We start from the raw sequence: 17,852 nt of genomic DNA, 5'->3' as shown, positions 1-17,852 counted from the left end.
TCCTCAGTAAAGGTCGGCCCAGTCGAGCAGTACGTACTCGCCGTCGGTCAGGCGAGTTGGCCAGACGGTGTCACTGGCCTGGTGGTTCCCGGCGCCCAGTGTCAGCGTCTCGCCAACGCCGATATCGAATTCGCCCAGTGAGAGCAGTCCGTCCACCACGTCCTCGCGGCCGGGGTCGTCCCCCGCCTGCCGCAGTCCTTCGACGAAAGTCCGCGCGGCCAGATAGCCCTCGAGGGAGATAAAGTTCGGGGCCAGAGCACTGTCATGGGCGTCCAGGGCGTCGTGGTAATCGGCCACCGCGGGCACATCCGCATCCAGGGGTGGCACCACCTGGGTGACCACGATGCCTTCGGCCATGTCCGGGTCGAGTGCGTCACGCAGGGCGTGGCTGCCGACAAACGACACCGCCAGGAAGACCGTGTCGGGGAGATCCCAGTATGCCTCTTCGATGAACTCGGCAATGGGCGCATAGGTGCCCACCATGATCACCGCCCTGGGCTCGGTTCGAGCCTCCAGAATGGTGGCAAGGCCGTGGTGGATGTTGGTGGTGCCTCGGGTGTAACGCCCGTGAGCCAGACGCTCCCGGTCGGGTACATCGTGTGCCTCCAGCGCCGCCATGGCACCGGAGTAACCCGCATCACCGAAACCGTCGTTCTGGGTGAAGAAGGCAATCTCCTCGGGCTCGATCCCGGCTTCCAGGAGGCCATCCACCATGGCGGCGGTCTCCTGGTGATAGGAGGCGCGGAAGTTGATGACATGGCGGTCCGGCGGATCCTGGCGCAGCACGCCGGCCCCGGTGAAAGCGCCAAACAGGAGGGTCTCTTCCTGGTTGTGAATGGGAATGGTCACGATGGCCGTGGGCGTGCCGACGTTGCCCACCGAGGCGAGAATGTCTTCGTCCTCGATCAGCTCCCGTGTCGCCGGAGCGGCCTGCATGGGCTCGTACTGATCGTCGCGAGTGATCAGAGTCAATTCCCGGCCGTTGATGCCGCCGTCGGCATTGACCTCACGGAAATGCGCTTCGATACCTGCACGCATGCCCTCGCCAAGATCGGAGGCGGGCCCGGAGAATGGTGCCACCATGCCGATGCGCAGCTCGGCCGACGCCAGTGATGGCAACAGGCAGAAGGCCGCCGCCAACCCCGCCCAACGGTAGTTCGCGATCATTGTTTTCCCCACCCTTTGAACGATGCTCTGTCAGGCAGTTATCGGCGGCATGTGCCGTTTCATTAGACAGCCCGTCCGGCCGGGCCGCACCGCCCCTGTATGACCAGCCCTCGGAGTGTGGCTGTGTCTTTCGTGCCCATTGTCGAGTGTCCGGTATACACCGGATGCGAATCCGCCCATTCCGTCACAAGGTGGCAACGTGGCAGGTCTTTGCGCATAATCCCGGCCGATACGCCCGCACCCCACCACAGGGAGCCCCCATGGCACTGGATGGCGAACACTGGTTCAGCGAGCCCTTTGGCGACGAAGGCGTCGCGTTTTCGCTGGAGATCACCGACAAGCTCCACGAAGAGCAGACCCCCTACCAGCACATCGAGGTCTATCAGACCAAGCGATGGGGGCGGCTGCTGGTGATCGACGGCTGCGTGATGCTTACCAGCCGTGACAACTTCACCTACCACGAGATGATGTCCCACCCGGCGCTGTTCACTCATCCAGCGCCGCGTAACGTGCTCATCATCGGCGGCGGTGACTGCGGCATGCTGCGTGAGGTACTCAAGCACCCCGGTGTGAAGCGGTGCACCCAGGTGGACATCGACGCCGGCGTCACACGCGCGGCGGAGGCATTCTTCCCGGAGCTCTGCAGCGCCAACGACGACCCGCGCGCAGAGCTGCGTTTCGAGGACGGCATCCAGTACATCAAGGACCTGCCCGCGGGCAGCGTGGACGTCATCATCGTCGACAGCACGGATCCGGTGGGACCAGCGGAGGGTCTGTTCGGCGAGGCGTTCTTCCGCGACGTCCACCGGGCACTGGCGGATGACGGGCTGATCGTACAGCAGAGCGAATCTCCGATCCTGCACGTGGACACCATTCTGCGGGATCTGCACGCCGCCATGCGCGGCGCCGGCTTCACCCGGGTGGTGACCCTGCAGTTCCCGGTGTGCAGCTACCCCTCCGGCTGGTGGTCGGCCACGGTCGCCGGCAAGGGCGCCGACCTCACCGCCTTCCGCGAAGCCGACGCCCGGGCCAAACCCTTCGCCACGGCGTACTACAACGCCGCCATGCACCGCGCCGCCCTGGCCGTCCCCGAGTTCTGCCGGGATCTGTTAACAGACCAGTAGGGCGGACCTTCAGGTCCGCCGAAACAAGACATGCAAGCCGACGTGGCCCATCGAAGCCCAATCGGCGGACGTCGGTAGGCCGGCCGGTTACCCGGCCGGCCCCCACAGATCCACTCGTGCGGGTTTCCCGCAAGTGGCTCCTCGTGTGAGTGGCTTCGCTACGTGGCGCAGATCCTGGCCCGGGCGAGCGGGTAACACTCCAGGAACCGGGAGAACTCCGACCACGGGATCGCCGCCTTCTGCGAGCGCCGCGACAGCCATCGGTGCCAGGAGCGCATCGCCTGGGAGCGGACCTGGTCGATCGCTGCAAAGTTACCACGCACGCCGAAGTAGGCGTAGTGGCCCCGGAGTCTGCGGTTCAGGGCTTGCCACTGCTCAACCACGGGGTGATGCCGCATCACACAGCACCAACGATCGATTGCATGCATGGCCCGGCGCAGCCGATCCCGCGCCGTCTTGCGCTTGACCACCAGCGCCCTCGCCTCGACCGCCCCCAGTAGTGGGTGAAGCCGAGAAAATCGAAGGTCTCCGGGTGCGGTCCTCCGCCCGATCCGGGCCGGTCGAACCGCACAACCCGGGTCTTCTCCGGGTGGAGTTCCAGCCCGTAGCGCGCAAAACGCTTGGGCAGCACCTCCATCACCCGCCGGGCATCGCTCTCGCAGGCGAACACCAGCAGCGCATCGTCGGCAAAACGCACCAGGTGCGCCTCACCGCGCAACCGGGGCCGGACACTGTCCTCGAACCACGTATCCAGCACCTCGTGGAGGAAAATGTTGGCGAGCATCGGCGAGATCACCCCGCCCTGCGGGGTGCCCCGCCCGGGCTGGCGCCACTGCCCTTCCTCCAGCACGCCGGCGTTCAACCATTTGCCGATCAACCGAACCAGCACGCCGTCACGTACCCGCCGACGCAGCACCTCCCGCAACAGACCATGGTCGACCCGGTCAAAGAACTTGCGCACGTCAAGATCAATCACCCAGCCACCGCCCATCGCCATCAACGGCCGCCAGACCGCCTGCAGCGCCTGGTGCGCCGAGCGTCCCAGGCGGAAGCCGTACGAGCCCTCGTGGAACTCCGGCTCGTAGACCGCCTCCAGCACCATCGCCACCGCCCGCTGGAGCACCTTGTCCTCAAACGTCGGAATGCCGAGCGCTCGGCGCTCGCTCCCGTCACCCTTGGGGATCGAGGTGCCCCGCACCGGCGGCGCCCGGTACGCCCGGACTTCGCCCGCTCCAGCAGCGAGCTCAGGTTCGCCTCAAGCTCCTCGCCGTAGGCGGCACCCGTGCGGCCATCAACGCCCGGCGCCCCGTCCTTGCGCGTGCGTCGATACGCCTCACGCAACCACGCCTCGTCAATGTGATGGGCCAACGTCAAAAGCGGCCTGTCCGGAAGACGCCGCGCCAGATCCGCTATCTGTTGGCATCGCGTTGAGATGAGATCAGAGTCCAATGCCTCCGCCATCGGTCCCTCCAACAGCTCCACTCACACGGTCTCCCCTTCCCCTTCACCGGGTCCGCTGGGGCGCGTTCCCCGGCTGCTCCGGTACTATGGGAGACTCCGACTGCCTGCCGCCCGTCTGGCACCGCTCTGGCTGTCCTCGCAGCACCATACCGCCGCAGCGCCCTCAGCCTTCGCTCCAGCAGCAGGAGGACGCTCCCACCACTGGCCCGGACTGCGGATCAGCGGTCGCCCGCACCGTCTACTTCTTAGGCGGAGACGACAGGCCCTCCCAGGTTCCTGGGGGACCCCAATGTGCCCATGCCCCGCTCTCGGACCCCGGCGGGCACACCACACCAGGCCTCTACAGTGCAGCGTTACTGCCTTCCGGTCTTCAGACACCGTCGGCACCCACAATGTCGCGGATTTCGGGGCTCAATCACGCAGCCTGGACACTCGCTGTCTACGCTTCACCACAGCAGTTACCCACTGCAGCGCAAGACTCGCTTCCGGCTGGTGGCCAACCTCTACCGGGCGGGCTCAACGGCCCGCTGGGTCCCTCTCGCAATTTCATGGCCGCCTCCATGCCACCAATCCCAAGCGACCAGGCTTCGCCTGGCGCTCCTGAAGGTCCGCCCTACGGTCTCTGCCACCACGGCTGGCGTATTCCGTGACCTCCGATCGCCCCACGAAGGACGGCATGTCCCGGAAGGTGCATCAAGATGCGCCCTACGTGGGCGCGGCCCCCGCCCGTCACTCCACACGGGCGTCCATCAGCCCGAGCATCGCCCGTAGACGCCCCGTGTCCATGTGCTCGGCCACCATCCCTCCCAAGCGGTCCAGCTCCGCCTCCCGGTGAGCGTGGTAGTCCACCGCACCCTGGTGGTCGAGCCCGGCCCGGGCGAGCAAGGCATTGGCGGCGTCGGGGTGGTCGAACAGGCCGTGGACGTAGCAGCCCATGACCTGGCCGTCATCGCTGCTGGCACCATCCGGCCGGTCGCCGAGCCGTACCAGCGGCCGTTCCAGGGCTGCGCCCTCGGTGACGCCATTGTGGATCTCGTAGCCGCGGAGCGCCGCGCCTTCCGGCTCAAGATGGCCAGTGACCTGGCGCAGCTGTTTTCCGGGGATGAGCCGCGTCTCCACGTCCAGCAACCCCAGCCCGGGCGTGGTGCCAGCCGGGCCTTCCAGCCCCTCGGGATCGGCAACGCTGTGGCCGAGCATCTGAAAACCACCGCAAATGCCGAACACGTGCCCGCCGTAGCGCACATGGCGGCGAATGGACTGTTCCCAGCCCTGCTGCCGCAGCCAGGCGAGATCCGTGCGGGTGCTCTTGCTGCCGGGGAGGATGATCAGATCCGCCGGCGGTTGCGGTTGATCGGGGCCCACGAACGTCAAGTCCACCTGCGGGTGCAGCCGCAACGGATCGAAGTCGTTGTGGTTGCTCATGCGCGGCAGGGCGGGCACCACCACCCGCAGGGCATCGGTGCCCGCCTCGCGGCCGGTGCGGCCGATGCTGTCCTCGGCGTCCAGCACTAGGCCCTGGAGGTGGGGCAGCACGCCAAGTACGGGCGTGCCGGTGCGCTCCGTGAGCCACTCCAGGCCGCTGTCCAGCAGTGCGGGGTCACCGCGGAAACGGTTGATCAGGAACCCCCGGACGCGTTCCCGCTCCGCGGCGGAGACAAGCTCCAGGGTCCCCACCAGTTGCGCGAACACCCCGCCACGGTCGATATCACCCACCAGCAGCACGGGGCAGTCCACCATCTCGGCGAAGCCCATGTTGGCGATGTCATTCTCCCGCAGGTTGATCTCCGCCGGGCTGCCGGCACCCTCGGCGATGATCACGTCGTAACGGGCGACCAGCGCCTGCCAGGCGGAGTGCACCGCCTCCCGGGCGCTGGCCTTGAAGGCGTGGTAGTCCACCGCGTCCATGTTGCCGTAGACCTGCCCGCGCAGGATCACCTGGGCACCGCGGTCGCTCTGGGGCTTGAGGAGCACGGGGTTCATGTCGCTGTGGGGGGCGATCCCGCAGGCCTGGGCCTGCAGCGCGGTGGAGCGGCCGATTTCGCCGCCGTCGCTGGTGACGGCGCTGTTCAGTGCCATGTTCTGGGGCTTGAACGGGGCCACGGACACCCCCCGATGCCTGAGCCAGCGGCACAGGGCGGCCACCACCGTGCTCTTGCCGGCGTCGGAGGTGGTGCCCTGGATCATCAGCGTGGTCATGGTGGTGTCGTCGCCTAGAGTTCCACGCCCTTTTGAGCGCGCACGCCCCCGTCCTTGAAGGCGTGCTTCACCACCTGCATCTCGGTAACGGTATCGGCGATGTCGATGAGTTCCTGCTTGGCGTTGCGGCCGGTGACGACCACGTGCTGCATGTCCGGGCGGGCCATGAGGTCGTCCAGCACCCGGTCGAGATCGAGATACTCGTAGCGCAGGGCGATGTTGAGTTCGTCCAGCAGCACCAGGTGATAGGACGGGTCCTTCAGCATGGCGGCAACTTGCTCCCACGCCGCGCCGGCCGCCTCCTCGTCCCGGGTGCGGTCCTGGGTATCCCAGGTGTAACCCTCGCCCATGACGTGGTAGGTGACGCTCGGATGGTCCCGGAAGAAGCGGTCCTCGCCGGTCACGAACGCACCCTTGATGAACTGCACGATACCCACTTTCATGCCGTGGCCCAGGGCGCGGGCGACCATGCCGAATCCGGAACTGCTCTTGCCCTTGCCGGGGCCCGTCAGCACCACCAGTACGCCCTTGTCCTCCTGGGCGCGGGCGATGCGCTCGTCGATGGCGCGCTTCTTCTTCGCCATGCGTGCGGCATGGCGTTCCGGGTCCTTGGCGTTTTCACGCATGGTCGGTCTCCTCGAAAAACGTGCCGCGGAACAGGGCGGCGGCCGCCGCCGGCGCGGACGGGAAATAGGCATGGTAGTAGCTGGCGGTGAGCGATCCCTGCCGGTAGACCGCCTCGCCGGCGGTGCCGGTGCGGTTGCGCACCGTGCGGGCAACGGGCTCCAGCTCGGTCTCCAGCCGCGAGTGGTGGAAGGTGTGGCCGCGCAGCTCGCCATGGGGCGTGGCCAGGGACTGCAGCCCGAGGCCGGTGAGCTTGCCGGCCATGACCGCCCGCCCGGGCAGCAGGCCCAGCATGCGGTGCGCGTGCCCGTCGCCGTCCACCAGCGCCTCCATGCAGGCCATGAGCCCGCCGCACTCCGCCAGGATGGGCTTCCCCTCGGCGTGGTGGGCACGCATGGCCAGCAGCATGGGCAGGTTGTCCGCGAACTGGCGAGCGTGGAGTTCCGGGTAACCGCCGGGCAGCCACAGGGCGTCGCACTCCGGCAGCGCCTGATCGGCCAGCGGCGAGAACTCCACCAGCTCCGCGCCCATGGCGGCGAGCAGCTCCACGTTGGCGCGGTAGATGAAGGCGAAGGCGCTGTCCCGGGCAATGGCGATCCGGACCCCCTCCAGCAACCGTGGCGGTAGCGGCAGCGGATCCGCCACCAGCTCCACGGTGGCCGGCAATGCCTCCAGCCCCGCTTCCCGGAGCACCTCGGCCGCCGCGTCCAGCTGCAGATCCAGATCGGCCACCTCGCCGGCCTGCACCAGCCCCAGGTGCCGATCGGGGATATGCAGGGCCTCGTTGCGCTGTACCGCCCCCAGTAACGGCATGCGCTCGGGTAGCGCCTCCGCCAGCATGCGGCCGTGGCCGACGCTGCCGGTGCGGTTGGCGATCACCCCGGAGAGATGAACATTGTCCCGGTACAGGTCCAGCCCCAGCGCCACGGCGCCGAAGGTCTGCCCCATGCCCGCCGCCTCGATCACCGGCACCACCGGCAGCCCCGTGGCCGCGGCCAGGTCCGCGCTGGACGGATCACCGTCGAACAGACCCATGGACCCCTCCACCAGCACCAGATCCGCGTCCCGGACGGCCTCGGCCAGCCGCCAGCGGCACTCGGCCATGCCGGTCATCCACGGGTGAAGCTGGTAGACGGGATTGCCCGAGGCGCGCTCCAGCACCATGGGGTCCAGGTAGTCCGGACCGTACTTGAACACGCGCACGTGGCGGCCGGCATTGCGGTGCAGCCGCGCCAGGGCGGCGGTGATCATGGACTTGCCGGAACCGGAGCCCGGGGCGCTGATCAGTGCCGCGGGCGCGCGCCCGCGGACAGGGGATTCGTCGGTCACGATGGTCTCCTTGCATGGGATTCCGGGCGCGCCGGCTGGATGGTGCCTGCCCCGGCGGGGACGAACACCTGGGCGCCATCCACGGTGGCCCGGGCCAGGGGCTGGCCGTACAGGCGCTCCAGGGCCTCCGGCACCAGCATGTGCTCCGCCGGCCCCCAGCATGCGGCGCCGTCAGGGTAGAGCAGCAGCAGATGATCGCACCAGCGCGCCGCCAGGTTGATGTCGTGCAGGCACAGGAAGATGCCGCGCTCGGCCACGGCCTGGGCGCGCAGCAGTTCCATCACCGCCACCTGGTGGCGCAGATCCAGATGATTGGTGGGCTCGTCGGCGAGCCAGACGTCCGGGTCCTGGGCCAGGGCGGTGGCGATGGCCACCCGCTGGCGCTCACCACCGGAGAGGGTGCTGACCAGGCGCTCGTCCAGGCCGTCCAGTTCCATGCGGGCGAGTGCCGCCCGGGCGATGGCAACGTCCTCGGCGGTTTCCATGTCCCAGGCCGCGAGATAGGGGTGACGGCCAATGAGCACGGTCTCGAGTACGGTGGCGGGGAAACCGTCCTGGCGTTCCTGAAACACCACACCCACCGAGCGCGCCACGTGTTTGCGCCGATAGCTGCGCAGCGGTCGGCCGTCCAGGGTCACCCGGCCGCTACGCGGCGGGCGCAGGCCGGCAAGGGTGTGCAACAAGGTGGTCTTGCCGGCGCCGTTGGGACCCAGCACCCCCCACACCTGCCCCGGTTCCACGGCGAGATCAAGGGGCACGCCGTCCGGCCGGCCCGGGATGTCGATGATCAACTTGTCCGCAGCGAGAACGCTACTCATCAGCGACTCCGGTACAGCAGGTACAGGAATGTGGGGACACCCAGGAGTGCGGTGATCACGCCCACCGGCAGCTGCTCCGGCGCGATCATGGTGCGCGCCAGGGTGTCCGCCAGGGTCACGAGGATGCCGCCGGCCAGGGCGGCGGCGGGCAGGATCAACCGCTGGTCGTTGCCCAGCACCAGGCGCAGCATGTGTGGCACCACCAGGCCGACAAAGCCGATGCTGCCGGCGGTGGTCACGGCCACGGCGGTGATCAGGCTGGCGCCGATGTAGATGGACCACTCCAGCGCGCGTACGGGCACCCCGAGGGCTGCGGCCTGCATGGGCCCGCGGGCCAGAACGTTGAGACTGCGCCCCAGCGGCATCGCCAGCATGCAGGCCACCGCGACCGTGGACAGGGCGATCCAGGGCGTCCGGGCGTAGGTGAGGTCGCCCATCAACCAGTAGAGCATGCCCGGCAGGCGCTCGGTGGGGCCCACCGCCAGCATGAAGGTGATTACGGCGCCCCAGCCGGCGGCCACCACCACACCGGTGAGCAACAGCCGTGTGGGCGTCCAGCTCCCGGTGCCGTGGGCGATGCCGAACACCAGCACGGTGGACAGCAGGGCACCCGCGAACGCCGCGCCGGAGACGATGGCCGCACCCAGTCCCAGGAGCATGGCGGCCAGGGCACCCACTGCCGCGCCGCCGGAGAGGCCAAGCACGTAGGGGTCCGCCAGCGGGTTGCGCAGCAGCACCTGCATCAGGGCCCCGGCCACCGCCAGCAGCCCGCCCACGGCGAACGCGGCCAGGGCCCGGGGGGCGCGCAGCTCCAGCACCAGGGTGCGGTGCAGCGCGGAGCCCTCGCCGGTGAACACCGCCCACAGCTCCGGCAGCGGGATGGGCACGCTGCCCACGGCCACCGCCACCATCACCGAGGCCACCCCCAGGCACAGCAGGATCAGCAGGGGCGGCAGCAGCCGGCCCACGGCCACGGCGGGCGCCGCGGTGGCCGGTGAAACGCCGCCATCAGCGGCGCTCACGGGCCTTCTCCAGGTGCGCGCAGAGGGTGCGCGTGCCTTCCACCAGTCGCGGCGTCGGGCGCTGGATACTGGACGGCGGCACGAAGAACAGATTCCCCTGGGTCACGGCTTCCAGGCTTTGGAAACCGCGCCAGTCGTCCAGCCAGGTCTCGTCGGCCTCCCCCATGCCACCGGCAACGATGGCCTCGGGGTTACGGTCCAGTACGGATTCCTTGTCGATACGCGGAGTGAGACTGCCAAGCTCGCCGAACACGTTCTCGCCACCACACAGCGCCGCCGCCTGGCTGATCAGATGGTCGTCGTTGACGGTCATCAGCGGGTCGGGCCAGACCTGGTAGAACACCCGCACCGGGTCGGCGTTGCCGTACTGCTCCTCGATGGCGGCGAGTTCATCCCGGTACGCCGCCGCAACCCGGTCGGCGGTGGATGCACTACCGGTGAGCCGACCCAGCCGCTCGACGGTGGTGGCCACGTGATCCAGCTCCCGGGGCTCGGAAAGGTAGACAGTGAGCCCCAGATCCTGCAGCCGCTCCAGCTGCTCGGTGGGATTGCCACTGGACCAGCCCACCACCAGGTCGGGCTCACGCTCCAGCAGCGCTTCCATGTCCAGGCGCTTGTAGCTGCCGATGCGCGGAATGTCCTCCGCCTCGGGGGGGTAGTCGCTGTAGCTGACGGTACCGACGATGCGCTCACCGCCGCCGGCGGCAAACACCAGCTCGGTGGCGCCGGGGGAGAGGGAGACGATGCGCTCGGCCGGGGCGTCCAGACACACCTCGCGATCCGCGTCGTCCACCACGCACGGGCCGTCGGCGACGGCGATACCGGAGGACAGCGCGCCCAGCAGGACCAGCGCACTGCTACCCCATGGACGGCGAACCCGGGGACCGTGGATACCTGCGTTCATTCATCACCTCCGATGAGGACCATGCGGCCCGTTTCCGGATCGCGATAGACCTGGCCCACGGCCTCGTACCCACTGCCGGCCTCGCCGGCACCGGCCGGCACCTCGGGGAGCTCTTCGCCGGCCTCCACATCCATGCCGCCTTCGCTGGCCTGCTCGAGCCCCTGGCTCGACGCAGCCAGCGCGACCATCAGCCCCACGGCGAACACCAGCATGATATCCGCCAGGTTGGCCAGCGGCCCCATGGGGTCTTCATCGCCGGTGTCGAAACGGCTGCGGCGATACGAAGGCACGCTCATGCCGGGCTCTCCAGCCGCTCCATCACGGCGTCGTACCAGCGGCGGCGCAGGCGCCCTACCAGGAAGCCGAGGATACCGATGAGCAGCCCCAGCACGGTGGTGTTGAAGGCCACGGTCACCGCCTGCGCCAGCACGTCCAGCTCACCCCGCCCCAGGGCGGCGAGCCCCGGCCCGAGGGGGATCAGCGTGCCCATGAGGCCAAGCATGGGCCCGACCCGGGCCAGCAGATCGGCGCGATCGATCCGGCGCTGCGCGCGGCGCGCCACGGCATTGGCGTCACCCGTGGCCTCCAGGCGCCGCAACCCGCCGGTACGTTCACCCAGCGCAAGCCCCAGCTCCCACAGGGCCAGGGCCACCAACGCCAGCAGCGCCACGATCACCGGCTCCAGCAGCCAGCCGACCAGGGCATCCATGATTTCCAGTGTTGCCGATGTGAACATGGTTCACCTCGTTGTTATGCAATTTGAAAGCGTGTCGCCTCGCGGTCGGCCGACCCTTCCAAGAAGCACAGCGCTATATCCCAGCCTGGCGGGCAGCAGCGTCAAAATCTGCGCCCCGCATAAACACCACCGGCAAGCAGCAGGAAGGCCGCACCGACAACCAGCCACGGTAACAGGACGAACCCTCCCTCCATGGCATCGTCACCGGCCTCATCCTCGGTCTGTTCCTGCTGTTCCTCGGCCGCGTCGTCCGCCGCCTCGGCCAGCTCATCCGTAATGCTGATCTCCGCCACCGTCGCCGGATCCATGGCGTGCTCCACCTGGTCCATCTGGGCGGCGGCACGGACGCCATCGAACGCCTGCGCCAGCTCCGCGTCGGCGAGCTGGTCCGCCACCCAGTCCATGGTCGGATGGTCGGGGCGGGTGTGGCCGCCGCCGGGCAAGCCGTGCTCCACCACCGATTCGGCGAAGTCCTGGATCAATTCGTCCAACACCTCCTCATCGGCATCCCAGAACTCCCGGTGCGCCGCCACCAGGGTGATGGCCTGCATGTGCATCTTCACGTGGATGTTGTGGTCTTCCTCCAGGAAGTCGTCCAGGCCGATGCCGTGGCTGTCCTGGAAATAGACATCGTTCACCGCATCCCACACCCAGGAGCGCACCACCTCGGGGTTGGTCACCTGCCAGCCCCAGAGGTTGTCCATGAAGTCCGCGCCCATGGTGCGGGCGCCGGCGTAGCCGTGGTTCATGAGCGGTTCCAGCCACTGCGGATTCAGGTTCTGCCGGCGCAACTCTCCCAGCAGGGCGCGGTGCAGAGACTCCACGCGCGGGTTGTCCACGTCGGCGTGCATGAGCACGCGGTTGTCCGGGGCGTCGCCGGTGAGGGTCTCCACCGCCAGGGACAGCCCGCCCTGGAAATCGAAGCCGTCGTCGTTGTCCAGCAGACCGTAGACGTGGCTGGCACGGCCCAGGTAGGTGCGCCCCACGGATTGCAGCCGGCTCTCGAACGCGGCGTGGGACGGCTCGCCACTGGCGTCCTTGCCGTAGGCGTGGCCCATGCGGCGCAGGTAGGCGTCCGCCAGCTCCGCGCGGTCCTCCCAGGCGCCGGAGCGCTCCGCCAGGCGGTTGACGCCGGCACCGTAGGACCCGGGTGCCGTGCCGAAGACGCGCAGCGCCGCGTCGCGGCCGGCCTGCCGTGGGTCTGCACCGTTGCCCAGCATCTCCCGGGTGTCCGCCACCCAGCGGGCGGCGACATCGTTGCGCTCCAGGGGCTCGTCACCGGGGTCGCGCAGCGCGTCCGGCAACGGCCGCAGGGCCTCGTCCAGGGCGCCGTCGAGCTGCGGGTGCTCCGCGCGAATGGTCTCCGAGGCCCCGTCCAGGGCGACGCGAACGGCCTGATCCAGCCACACCAGCTGGTCCTCGTAGAGGTCCCGGAACAGGCCGGAGGTGGTCAACAGGGCGTCCCGCCGACGGGAGCGCTCCTCCAGCGGCATGCGCTCCAGCCCCTCGACGATGCCGCGGGAGTTCCACTTCGGCCGCACCCCCAGCATGTCCAGGCCGAAGGCGACCATCACGCCCTCGTCGCGCACCGTATCCGACGCCCAGAGGACGATGGCCTCGCTGCCCTCGGCCTCGGGATCGCCGCGGTCGCGGGCATCCGCCGCCATCTCCTGACCCAGGGACCAGGCCACCCGTGTGGGCACCAGGTCGCCGGAGAGGGCGTGGAAGTTCCGGCCCGTGGGCAGCACGGCGGGGGTGCGCACCGGATCGTTGCCACGACCGGGCTCGACGAAACGGCCCTCCAGGGCGGCCAGGAAGTTCGCCATTTCGTTACCCGGTGAGTTCGCCAGATCCTCCCGCCAGCCCTCCTCGGGCTCGTCGTCCCCGGCCATGGACGCGATCATCATGTCCACCGCGTCGTCGTCCCAGTCACGGCCGAAGACGTGCAGGCCGATGGGCATGAACTGTTCCTGCATGTGGGTCACGTAGTGGCCCACCTCGTGCACGAGCAGTTCCTCGTCCACGTCATCGAGACTGCGGCTGCCGTGGTCATCGTCGTGATGCTCATCGGCGTGATCAGGGTCGTCGTGGCTCTCTTCGTGTCCTGCATGGTCCGCTTCGTCACGCCCATGCTCGTCGTGGGCCGACTCGCTGCCGTGATCGTCGTCGTCACCGTGGCCGTTGCCATCACCGTGATCGTGGTCATGGCCGTGCTCGAGTTCGTGCTCGATCTCCTCGGTGAGGTCCAGGGCCTCGATACGTTCCCGCAGGGTCTCCACCGCACGGGCACGCGTCGGCGAATCCGGGTCCGTGGCAGATTCGAAGGTCTCCACCAGCTGCCGCAGTTCCAGCAGATCGTCGTAGAGCTCCGTGGTCTCCAGGGCCGGCGTCAGGTGGCTGATCATCACGCCCATGGCGCGGCGCTTGGCCTGGATGCCCTCGCCCACGCCGTCGACGATGTAGGGGTAGATCACGGGCAGGTCGCCGCCGAGGATCTCGGGGTAGTCGTCACCGGCCAGCCCCGCGCGCCGCCGCGGCAGGAATTCCCGAGTGGAGTGGCGGCCCACGTACACCAGCGCATCCGCCTCGAAGTGGTCACGCATCCAGTGGTAGAAGCCCACGTACTGGTGGGTGGGCGGAAAAGTGGTGTTGGCATGCAGCAGGGATTCGCTCACTTCCCAGCCCCGCGGCGGCTGCGGGCCGATGAAGACGTTGCCGAAGCGCACACCGGGGAAAACCATTTCGCCATCGCGCACCATGGCCTCACCGGGCGCATCGCCCCAGCCGGACAACCCGGGAATGCCGGTGCGGATCAGGGCATCGCGCAACTTGGTCACGTCCTCGGTATCGCCGCCCTGATCAAGCAGGGCCTGCCATTGCTGCTCGTACTGCCGCAGCAGGTCCAGCGCCCGCTGCTGGGAAGCGTGCTCATGGTTGCGAAGCATGTGCCGCAGATCCCCGACACTGCGCTCCAGCAGGCTCTCGGCCAGGGCCCGGTGTTCCTGATCCTTGGCGTCCATGAGCCGGGCGTGGAGGTAGCCCACCGGGCCATGCTCCAGTTCCGCCTGGACGGCCTCGGGCAGGGTGTCGAAGTAGGCTCGATACTCCTCCCGGGACAGGGACGGCACCCGGCCGAGCAGATCGTCCAGGCCGGCGCGGTTGTCCGGCAGATTGATGCCGCGGTCCTGGATCTTGTCGTGCAGGGCCTCGGCACTCTCGGGCAGCTCGCCGGTGTCGTAGCCCGCCGCCTGCAGCTGCTGGAGCATCTCGAACAGGGATTCCGGGACATCGAGCTTGTCGGCGCCCACGTTGTGGCGGCCCGGCGGGTGGTTGTAGTAGACCAGAGCCACGCGCTTGTCGGCGTTGTCGGTGGTCTGCAGCGCGCTCCAGCGCTGCAGCCGGTGCGCCAGGGCGGTGACACGCTCGTCCACCGGGCGGGTCAGGCTCAGCTCCAGGCCGGTGCGCTCGTCCACTTCCGTGGGCCGGGAGACGGCCAGCACCATGGGCTGGCTGATGCCCTGCAGCTCCGGCATGGCCAGTTGGTAGTGCACCGAATCCCAGGGGATGCCGTCTTCGGACAGCAGCCACTCCGGTTCGGTGAGACCGCTCAGGCGGATGCCCTTGATCACGGGCACGTCCAGTTCGGTGAGTGCGGCGGTGGCGTCGCGACGGCCCTCGCCGCCGCCCACGGTGAAGTACTGCAGGCTCACGACCCCCGCCAGATCCGCCGGCGCTGCCCGCTCGGCCAGGGTTTCCACCGCCTCGACACTGGCACCGCCCCAGCGGGCCAGTACGGCGAAACACTGGATGCCACGCTCTTCCAGCGCGGCGCAGGCGGCATCCAGCAGGTCCCGATCACCGGGACGGTCGCCGTAGTCGGTATCCAGCAGGGCAACGGCGGGGCCGTCGTCCAGCTCCATGGCGTCCGCATCCGGGCTGGCGGTGCCGTGGCGGTAGTAGCGGATGGTGTCACGCGGCCGGGGCTCCGGGACGTCCATGGACTCTCCCGCCTCCGCCAGCAGCCAGCGGAACAGGCCGTCGATGTGTTCCGGACTGCGGCCCTGGTAGAAGGCACGCCCCGTCAGCCAGTCGGCCTGGTCCGCGAAGCGCTCCTGCCGTTGGGCCAGGTGTTCGCGGGCATCCTCGCCGGGGTCCGGGTTGAGGGTAAGCTCGGTGAGATCGTCATCGGAGAGCCCGTCCAGCACCCGTTCGCCGCCCAGCCGCGAGAGCCGGGTGATCCGACGGTCACTGTTGATGGCCAGAATCGGCGTCTCGCCCGCCGGCGGCTGCTGCCGCATCAGCCGCTCCAGCCGCCCCACCTGGTCGCCGAACACCGCCGCCAGGAGCACCGCGTCGGCGTCCTGCCACAGGGCCGCAACTTCGCTGTCGGACTTGCCGGCAAGCTGCTCCGGCGTGCGCAGCACCACCTCGTGGTCCGGATGGGCATCCAGGAACTCGTGCGCCCCGGCCGCCATTTCGGCGGCGGAGCGCTCGGAGACGATGCCAACCACCGTCGCCGCGGAGGCGAAGGCGGGCATCAACAACAGGCAGAATGCCATCAGGCGCAACATCAACGATTCCCGTAACGGACGCTCAGGAAGGCGCTGCGGCCGGCGTTCTTGTAATCAAACTCGTCGGAACTGTTTCGCGCCGTGACGTAATCCTTGTCCAGCACATTATCGACGGTCAGCCGCGCCGACCAGTTACGGGCGAATTTCCAGCCGGCGCGCAGGTTCACCAAGCCGAAACCCGAAAGACGTTCTTCGTTCTCAGCGGCGTTGTACCTGTCACCCTGTACCAGGCCGGTGACCCCCAGTGATACCGCGCCCATTTGCCGGTCGACGTCTAGGCGCGCGCTCTGCCTCGCCCGCCGGGCGAGGCGATTGCCGGTCTCCCGGTCCCGCGGGTCCATAAGGGTCGCGGCAGCATTGATTTCTACGCTTCCTAGCCGGCGGCCGGCGGCCACCTCTAAACCCTGAATCCTGGCCCGAGCCACGTTCTGCGGGGAAAACGTGGCTGCATCGAACTGGATCAGATCATCCACATGGGTTTCGAAGAGGGCGACGTCCCAGTAGCCCGTCCGGTACTGGCCTCGAAAACCGAGTTCGGCGGTCTGGGAACGTTCCGGAGACAGATCGGGATTGCCGAAGCCGGGGAAATAAAGATCATTGAACGTCGGCGCCCGAAACGCAGTGCCGTAACTCAAGCGTACGCGGTGGGCGTTGTCCAGCCGGACGCCAATGGCGGCGGCGCCGGTTGCCCGATCACCGAACGCCTCATTGTCGTCCCAGCGAAGGCTCAACTGAAGATCGGCATCGTCCAGCACGAAAACGGTTTGGCCGAATACCGCTCGATTATCACGCCCGTCTTCGTCGTAGTCGGTGGATCCGTCCACTTCATCGCGTACGAACTCCGCACCAAAAACCACGTCGTGCGGCCCGGCCGCATGGTGGTTCTCTATGCGCGCGGTACGCGTGCGCGTGTCAAATACAGAGTCGTCGTCCACCTGCTCTTCTTCGTCGCGAGCCTCACTGAACTGAACCGACGTCAGCCAGACTGGCGAAACCGGCACAGTGAGCTCCGTTCCGGCGGCCTGCTTGACGAAATCCGTTCTACCGCCATCGAAGGCCGTCCGCCCATGCGCCCGAAAACCCGTCAAACCGAGTTCGATACCACCGTCGAACCGGTGAGACAGGCGAGCCAAGCCAGAGGTGTTCCGGAAACCCCGATCATCGCCACCTTCGCGCACCTCGACACCGTCGGTATGGAAGTGATTCAACCCCAGGCTGTAAGCCGTGTTTCCGGCGCTGCCGGAGAAGCCTGCACCGTATTCGTGAGATCCGAACGAACCCGCACCGCCCTGAATCCAGGCGGTGTCACGGTCCCGGCCGTCGGGCGTGAACGCCTGTATGACACCCCCAGTCGCGTCCGCACCATAGAGACTCGCTCGCGGCCCTCTCACGACTTCGATCTGATCCACCAGTTGCGGCGGGATGAACTGCCATGGCGGATTGCCATTTGTCGCAGATCGGATGCGGATCCCGTCGATGAGTAGCACGGTGGACTCCGCGCCGGTGCCGCGCGTGTAGATGCTGGTGCCCTTGCCGAAGGAGCCCGTGGTCGAGATATCGATACCTGGTTGCCCGCGAAGCACATCCGACAATTCGCGCGGCTGCTGCTGATCCAGGGTCTCGCGGTCGATGACGGTCACGGAGCTGAGACTCTCATCCACCGTCTGGGTGGACAGTGTCGGCGTCACCACCAGTGGGTTGAGCTGGAGCGTGGGTTCGTCGTCGGCGGCTGTCGCCAACGGAATCAGACAGGCGGTCGCCAAAGCGGCCTGGCGGGTTGAAATCATACGCATTGTGGTCCCCTTCGCCGTGCCACCCGCACGGACTTGATCTGGTTTTGGATTGGTGGCGCGTGCGGCGGGTTTTCACAGGGCGGCGGGCGCGGAGGCGGGTCTGCCGG

General features: G+C 68.1%; 14 protein-coding genes. 1 reads left to right on the top strand and 13 read right to left on the bottom strand.

The features are described 5' to 3' along the window. Window positions 1-3 precede the first annotated feature (3 nt). A complete protein-coding gene (locus KU884_RS00625; protein WP_167780807.1) occupies window positions 4-1,167 on the bottom strand; it encodes an ABC transporter substrate-binding protein in 1,164 nt (387 codons plus the stop codon). Window positions 1,168-1,427: 260 nt separating this feature from the next. Between KU884_RS00625 and speE the strand changes: the two genes are divergently transcribed. Next, a complete protein-coding gene (gene speE / locus KU884_RS00620) occupies window positions 1,428-2,291 on the top strand; it encodes a polyamine aminopropyltransferase (RefSeq protein WP_167780806.1) in 864 nt (287 codons plus the stop codon). Between the two features lie 158 nt (window positions 2,292-2,449). Here speE and KU884_RS18800 read toward each other — a convergent pair whose 3' ends face one another. The 12 genes from KU884_RS18800 to KU884_RS00565 form a co-directional block, all read right to left on the bottom strand. Continuing rightward, complete coding sequence (locus tag KU884_RS18800) at window positions 2,450-2,689, bottom strand: hypothetical protein (RefSeq protein ID WP_217351354.1); 240 nt, start codon at window positions 2,687-2,689, stop codon at window positions 2,450-2,452. Further along, a complete protein-coding gene (locus tag KU884_RS00615; protein ID WP_254432130.1) occupies window positions 2,689-3,489 on the bottom strand; it encodes a reverse transcriptase domain-containing protein in 801 nt (266 codons plus the stop codon). The genes KU884_RS18800 and KU884_RS00615 overlap by 1 nt, the downstream gene beginning before the upstream one ends. A gap of 992 nt (window positions 3,490-4,481) precedes the next feature. Next, window positions 4,482-5,948, bottom strand: a complete 1,467-nt coding sequence (locus tag KU884_RS00610) for a cobyric acid synthase (RefSeq protein ID WP_167780805.1) — start codon at window positions 5,946-5,948, stop codon at window positions 4,482-4,484. A 14-nt stretch (window positions 5,949-5,962) separates the two neighbouring features. Continuing rightward, window positions 5,963-6,574 carry a cob(I)yrinic acid a,c-diamide adenosyltransferase gene (cobO, locus tag KU884_RS00605; protein WP_167780804.1) on the bottom strand — a complete coding sequence of 204 codons (612 nt, stop codon included), beginning with the start codon at window positions 6,572-6,574 and terminating at the stop codon, window positions 5,963-5,965. Beyond that, entirely contained in the window at window positions 6,567-7,823 is a 1,257-nt protein-coding gene (locus KU884_RS00600) for a cobyrinate a,c-diamide synthase (RefSeq protein ID WP_254432229.1), read from the bottom strand. Before KU884_RS00600 ends, cobO begins: the two co-directional genes overlap by 8 nt. Before the next feature lie 74 nt (window positions 7,824-7,897). Next, entirely contained in the window at window positions 7,898-8,719 is an 822-nt protein-coding gene (locus KU884_RS00595; protein WP_167780803.1) for an ABC transporter ATP-binding protein, read from the bottom strand. Beyond that, the gene (locus KU884_RS00590) at window positions 8,719-9,630 is read right to left on the bottom strand and encodes an iron ABC transporter permease (protein ID WP_174813753.1); all 912 of its coding nucleotides are present in this window, start codon (window positions 9,628-9,630) and stop codon (window positions 8,719-8,721) included. Before KU884_RS00590 ends, KU884_RS00595 begins: the two co-directional genes overlap by 1 nt. Before the next feature lie 97 nt (window positions 9,631-9,727). After that, window positions 9,728-10,645, bottom strand: coding sequence for a cobalamin-binding protein (locus KU884_RS00585; RefSeq protein ID WP_167780802.1), 918 nt, complete (start codon window positions 10,643-10,645; stop codon window positions 9,728-9,730). Beyond that, window positions 10,642-10,941: a DUF2149 domain-containing protein gene (locus tag KU884_RS00580; RefSeq protein WP_167780801.1), complete on the bottom strand. Its 300-nt coding sequence runs from the start codon at window positions 10,939-10,941 to the stop codon at window positions 10,642-10,644. The genes KU884_RS00585 and KU884_RS00580 overlap by 4 nt, the downstream gene beginning before the upstream one ends. Continuing rightward, window positions 10,938-11,381: a MotA/TolQ/ExbB proton channel family protein gene (locus tag KU884_RS00575; protein ID WP_167780800.1), complete on the bottom strand. Its 444-nt coding sequence runs from the start codon at window positions 11,379-11,381 to the stop codon at window positions 10,938-10,940. Before KU884_RS00575 ends, KU884_RS00580 begins: the two co-directional genes overlap by 4 nt. 101 nt (window positions 11,382-11,482) lie before the next feature. Beyond that, window positions 11,483-15,952 (bottom strand): cobaltochelatase subunit CobN, encoded by a 4,470-nt coding sequence (locus tag KU884_RS00570; RefSeq protein WP_254432129.1) that lies wholly within the window; start codon window positions 15,950-15,952, stop codon window positions 11,483-11,485. Next, window positions 15,952-17,745: a TonB-dependent receptor domain-containing protein gene (locus KU884_RS00565; RefSeq protein ID WP_217351397.1), complete on the bottom strand. Its 1,794-nt coding sequence runs from the start codon at window positions 17,743-17,745 to the stop codon at window positions 15,952-15,954. The genes KU884_RS00570 and KU884_RS00565 overlap by 1 nt, the downstream gene beginning before the upstream one ends. Window positions 17,746-17,852 lie beyond the last annotated feature (107 nt).

It is taken from the genome of Aquisalimonas sp. 2447, from assembly GCF_012044895.1.
GTDB lineage: Bacteria > Pseudomonadota > Gammaproteobacteria > Nitrococcales > Aquisalimonadaceae > Aquisalimonas.
Note: the sequence above shows the minus strand (reverse complement) of the source record. Positions and strands in the feature narration are given on the sequence as shown.

Bases quoted from the DNA above. Each gene is read 5' to 3' on its own strand.
- KU884_RS00585 (WP_167780802.1), bottom strand. From the start codon at position 10,645: ATGAACGCAGGTATCCACGGTCCCCGGGTTCGCCGTCCATGGGGTAGC.
- cobO (WP_167780804.1), bottom strand. From the start codon at position 6,574: ATGCGTGAAAACGCCAAGGACCCGGAACGCCATGCCGCACGCATGGCG.
- KU884_RS00625 (WP_167780807.1), bottom strand. From the start codon at position 1,167: ATGATCGCGAACTACCGTTGGGCGGGGTTGGCGGCGGCCTTCTGCCTG.
- KU884_RS00595 (WP_167780803.1), bottom strand. From the start codon at position 8,719: ATGAGTAGCGTTCTCGCTGCGGACAAGTTGATCATCGACATCCCGGGC.
- KU884_RS00565 (WP_217351397.1), bottom strand. From the start codon at position 17,745: ATGCGTATGATTTCAACCCGCCAGGCCGCTTTGGCGACCGCCTGTCTG.
- KU884_RS00575 (WP_167780800.1), bottom strand. From the start codon at position 11,381: ATGTTCACATCGGCAACACTGGAAATCATGGATGCCCTGGTCGGCTGG.
- speE (WP_167780806.1), top strand. From the start codon at position 1,428: ATGGCACTGGATGGCGAACACTGGTTCAGCGAGCCCTTTGGCGACGAA.
- KU884_RS18800 (WP_217351354.1), bottom strand. From the start codon at position 2,689: ATGCGGCATCACCCCGTGGTTGAGCAGTGGCAAGCCCTGAACCGCAGA.
- KU884_RS00590 (WP_174813753.1), bottom strand. From the start codon at position 9,630: ATGGTGGCGGTGGCCGTGGGCAGCGTGCCCATCCCGCTGCCGGAGCTG.
- KU884_RS00600 (WP_254432229.1), bottom strand. From the start codon at position 7,823: ATGATCACCGCCGCCCTGGCGCGGCTGCACCGCAATGCCGGCCGCCAC.
- KU884_RS00570 (WP_254432129.1), bottom strand. From the start codon at position 15,952: ATGTTGCGCCTGATGGCATTCTGCCTGTTGTTGATGCCCGCCTTCGCC.
- KU884_RS00580 (WP_167780801.1), bottom strand. From the start codon at position 10,941: ATGAGCGTGCCTTCGTATCGCCGCAGCCGTTTCGACACCGGCGATGAA.
- KU884_RS00610 (WP_167780805.1), bottom strand. From the start codon at position 5,948: ATGACCACGCTGATGATCCAGGGCACCACCTCCGACGCCGGCAAGAGC.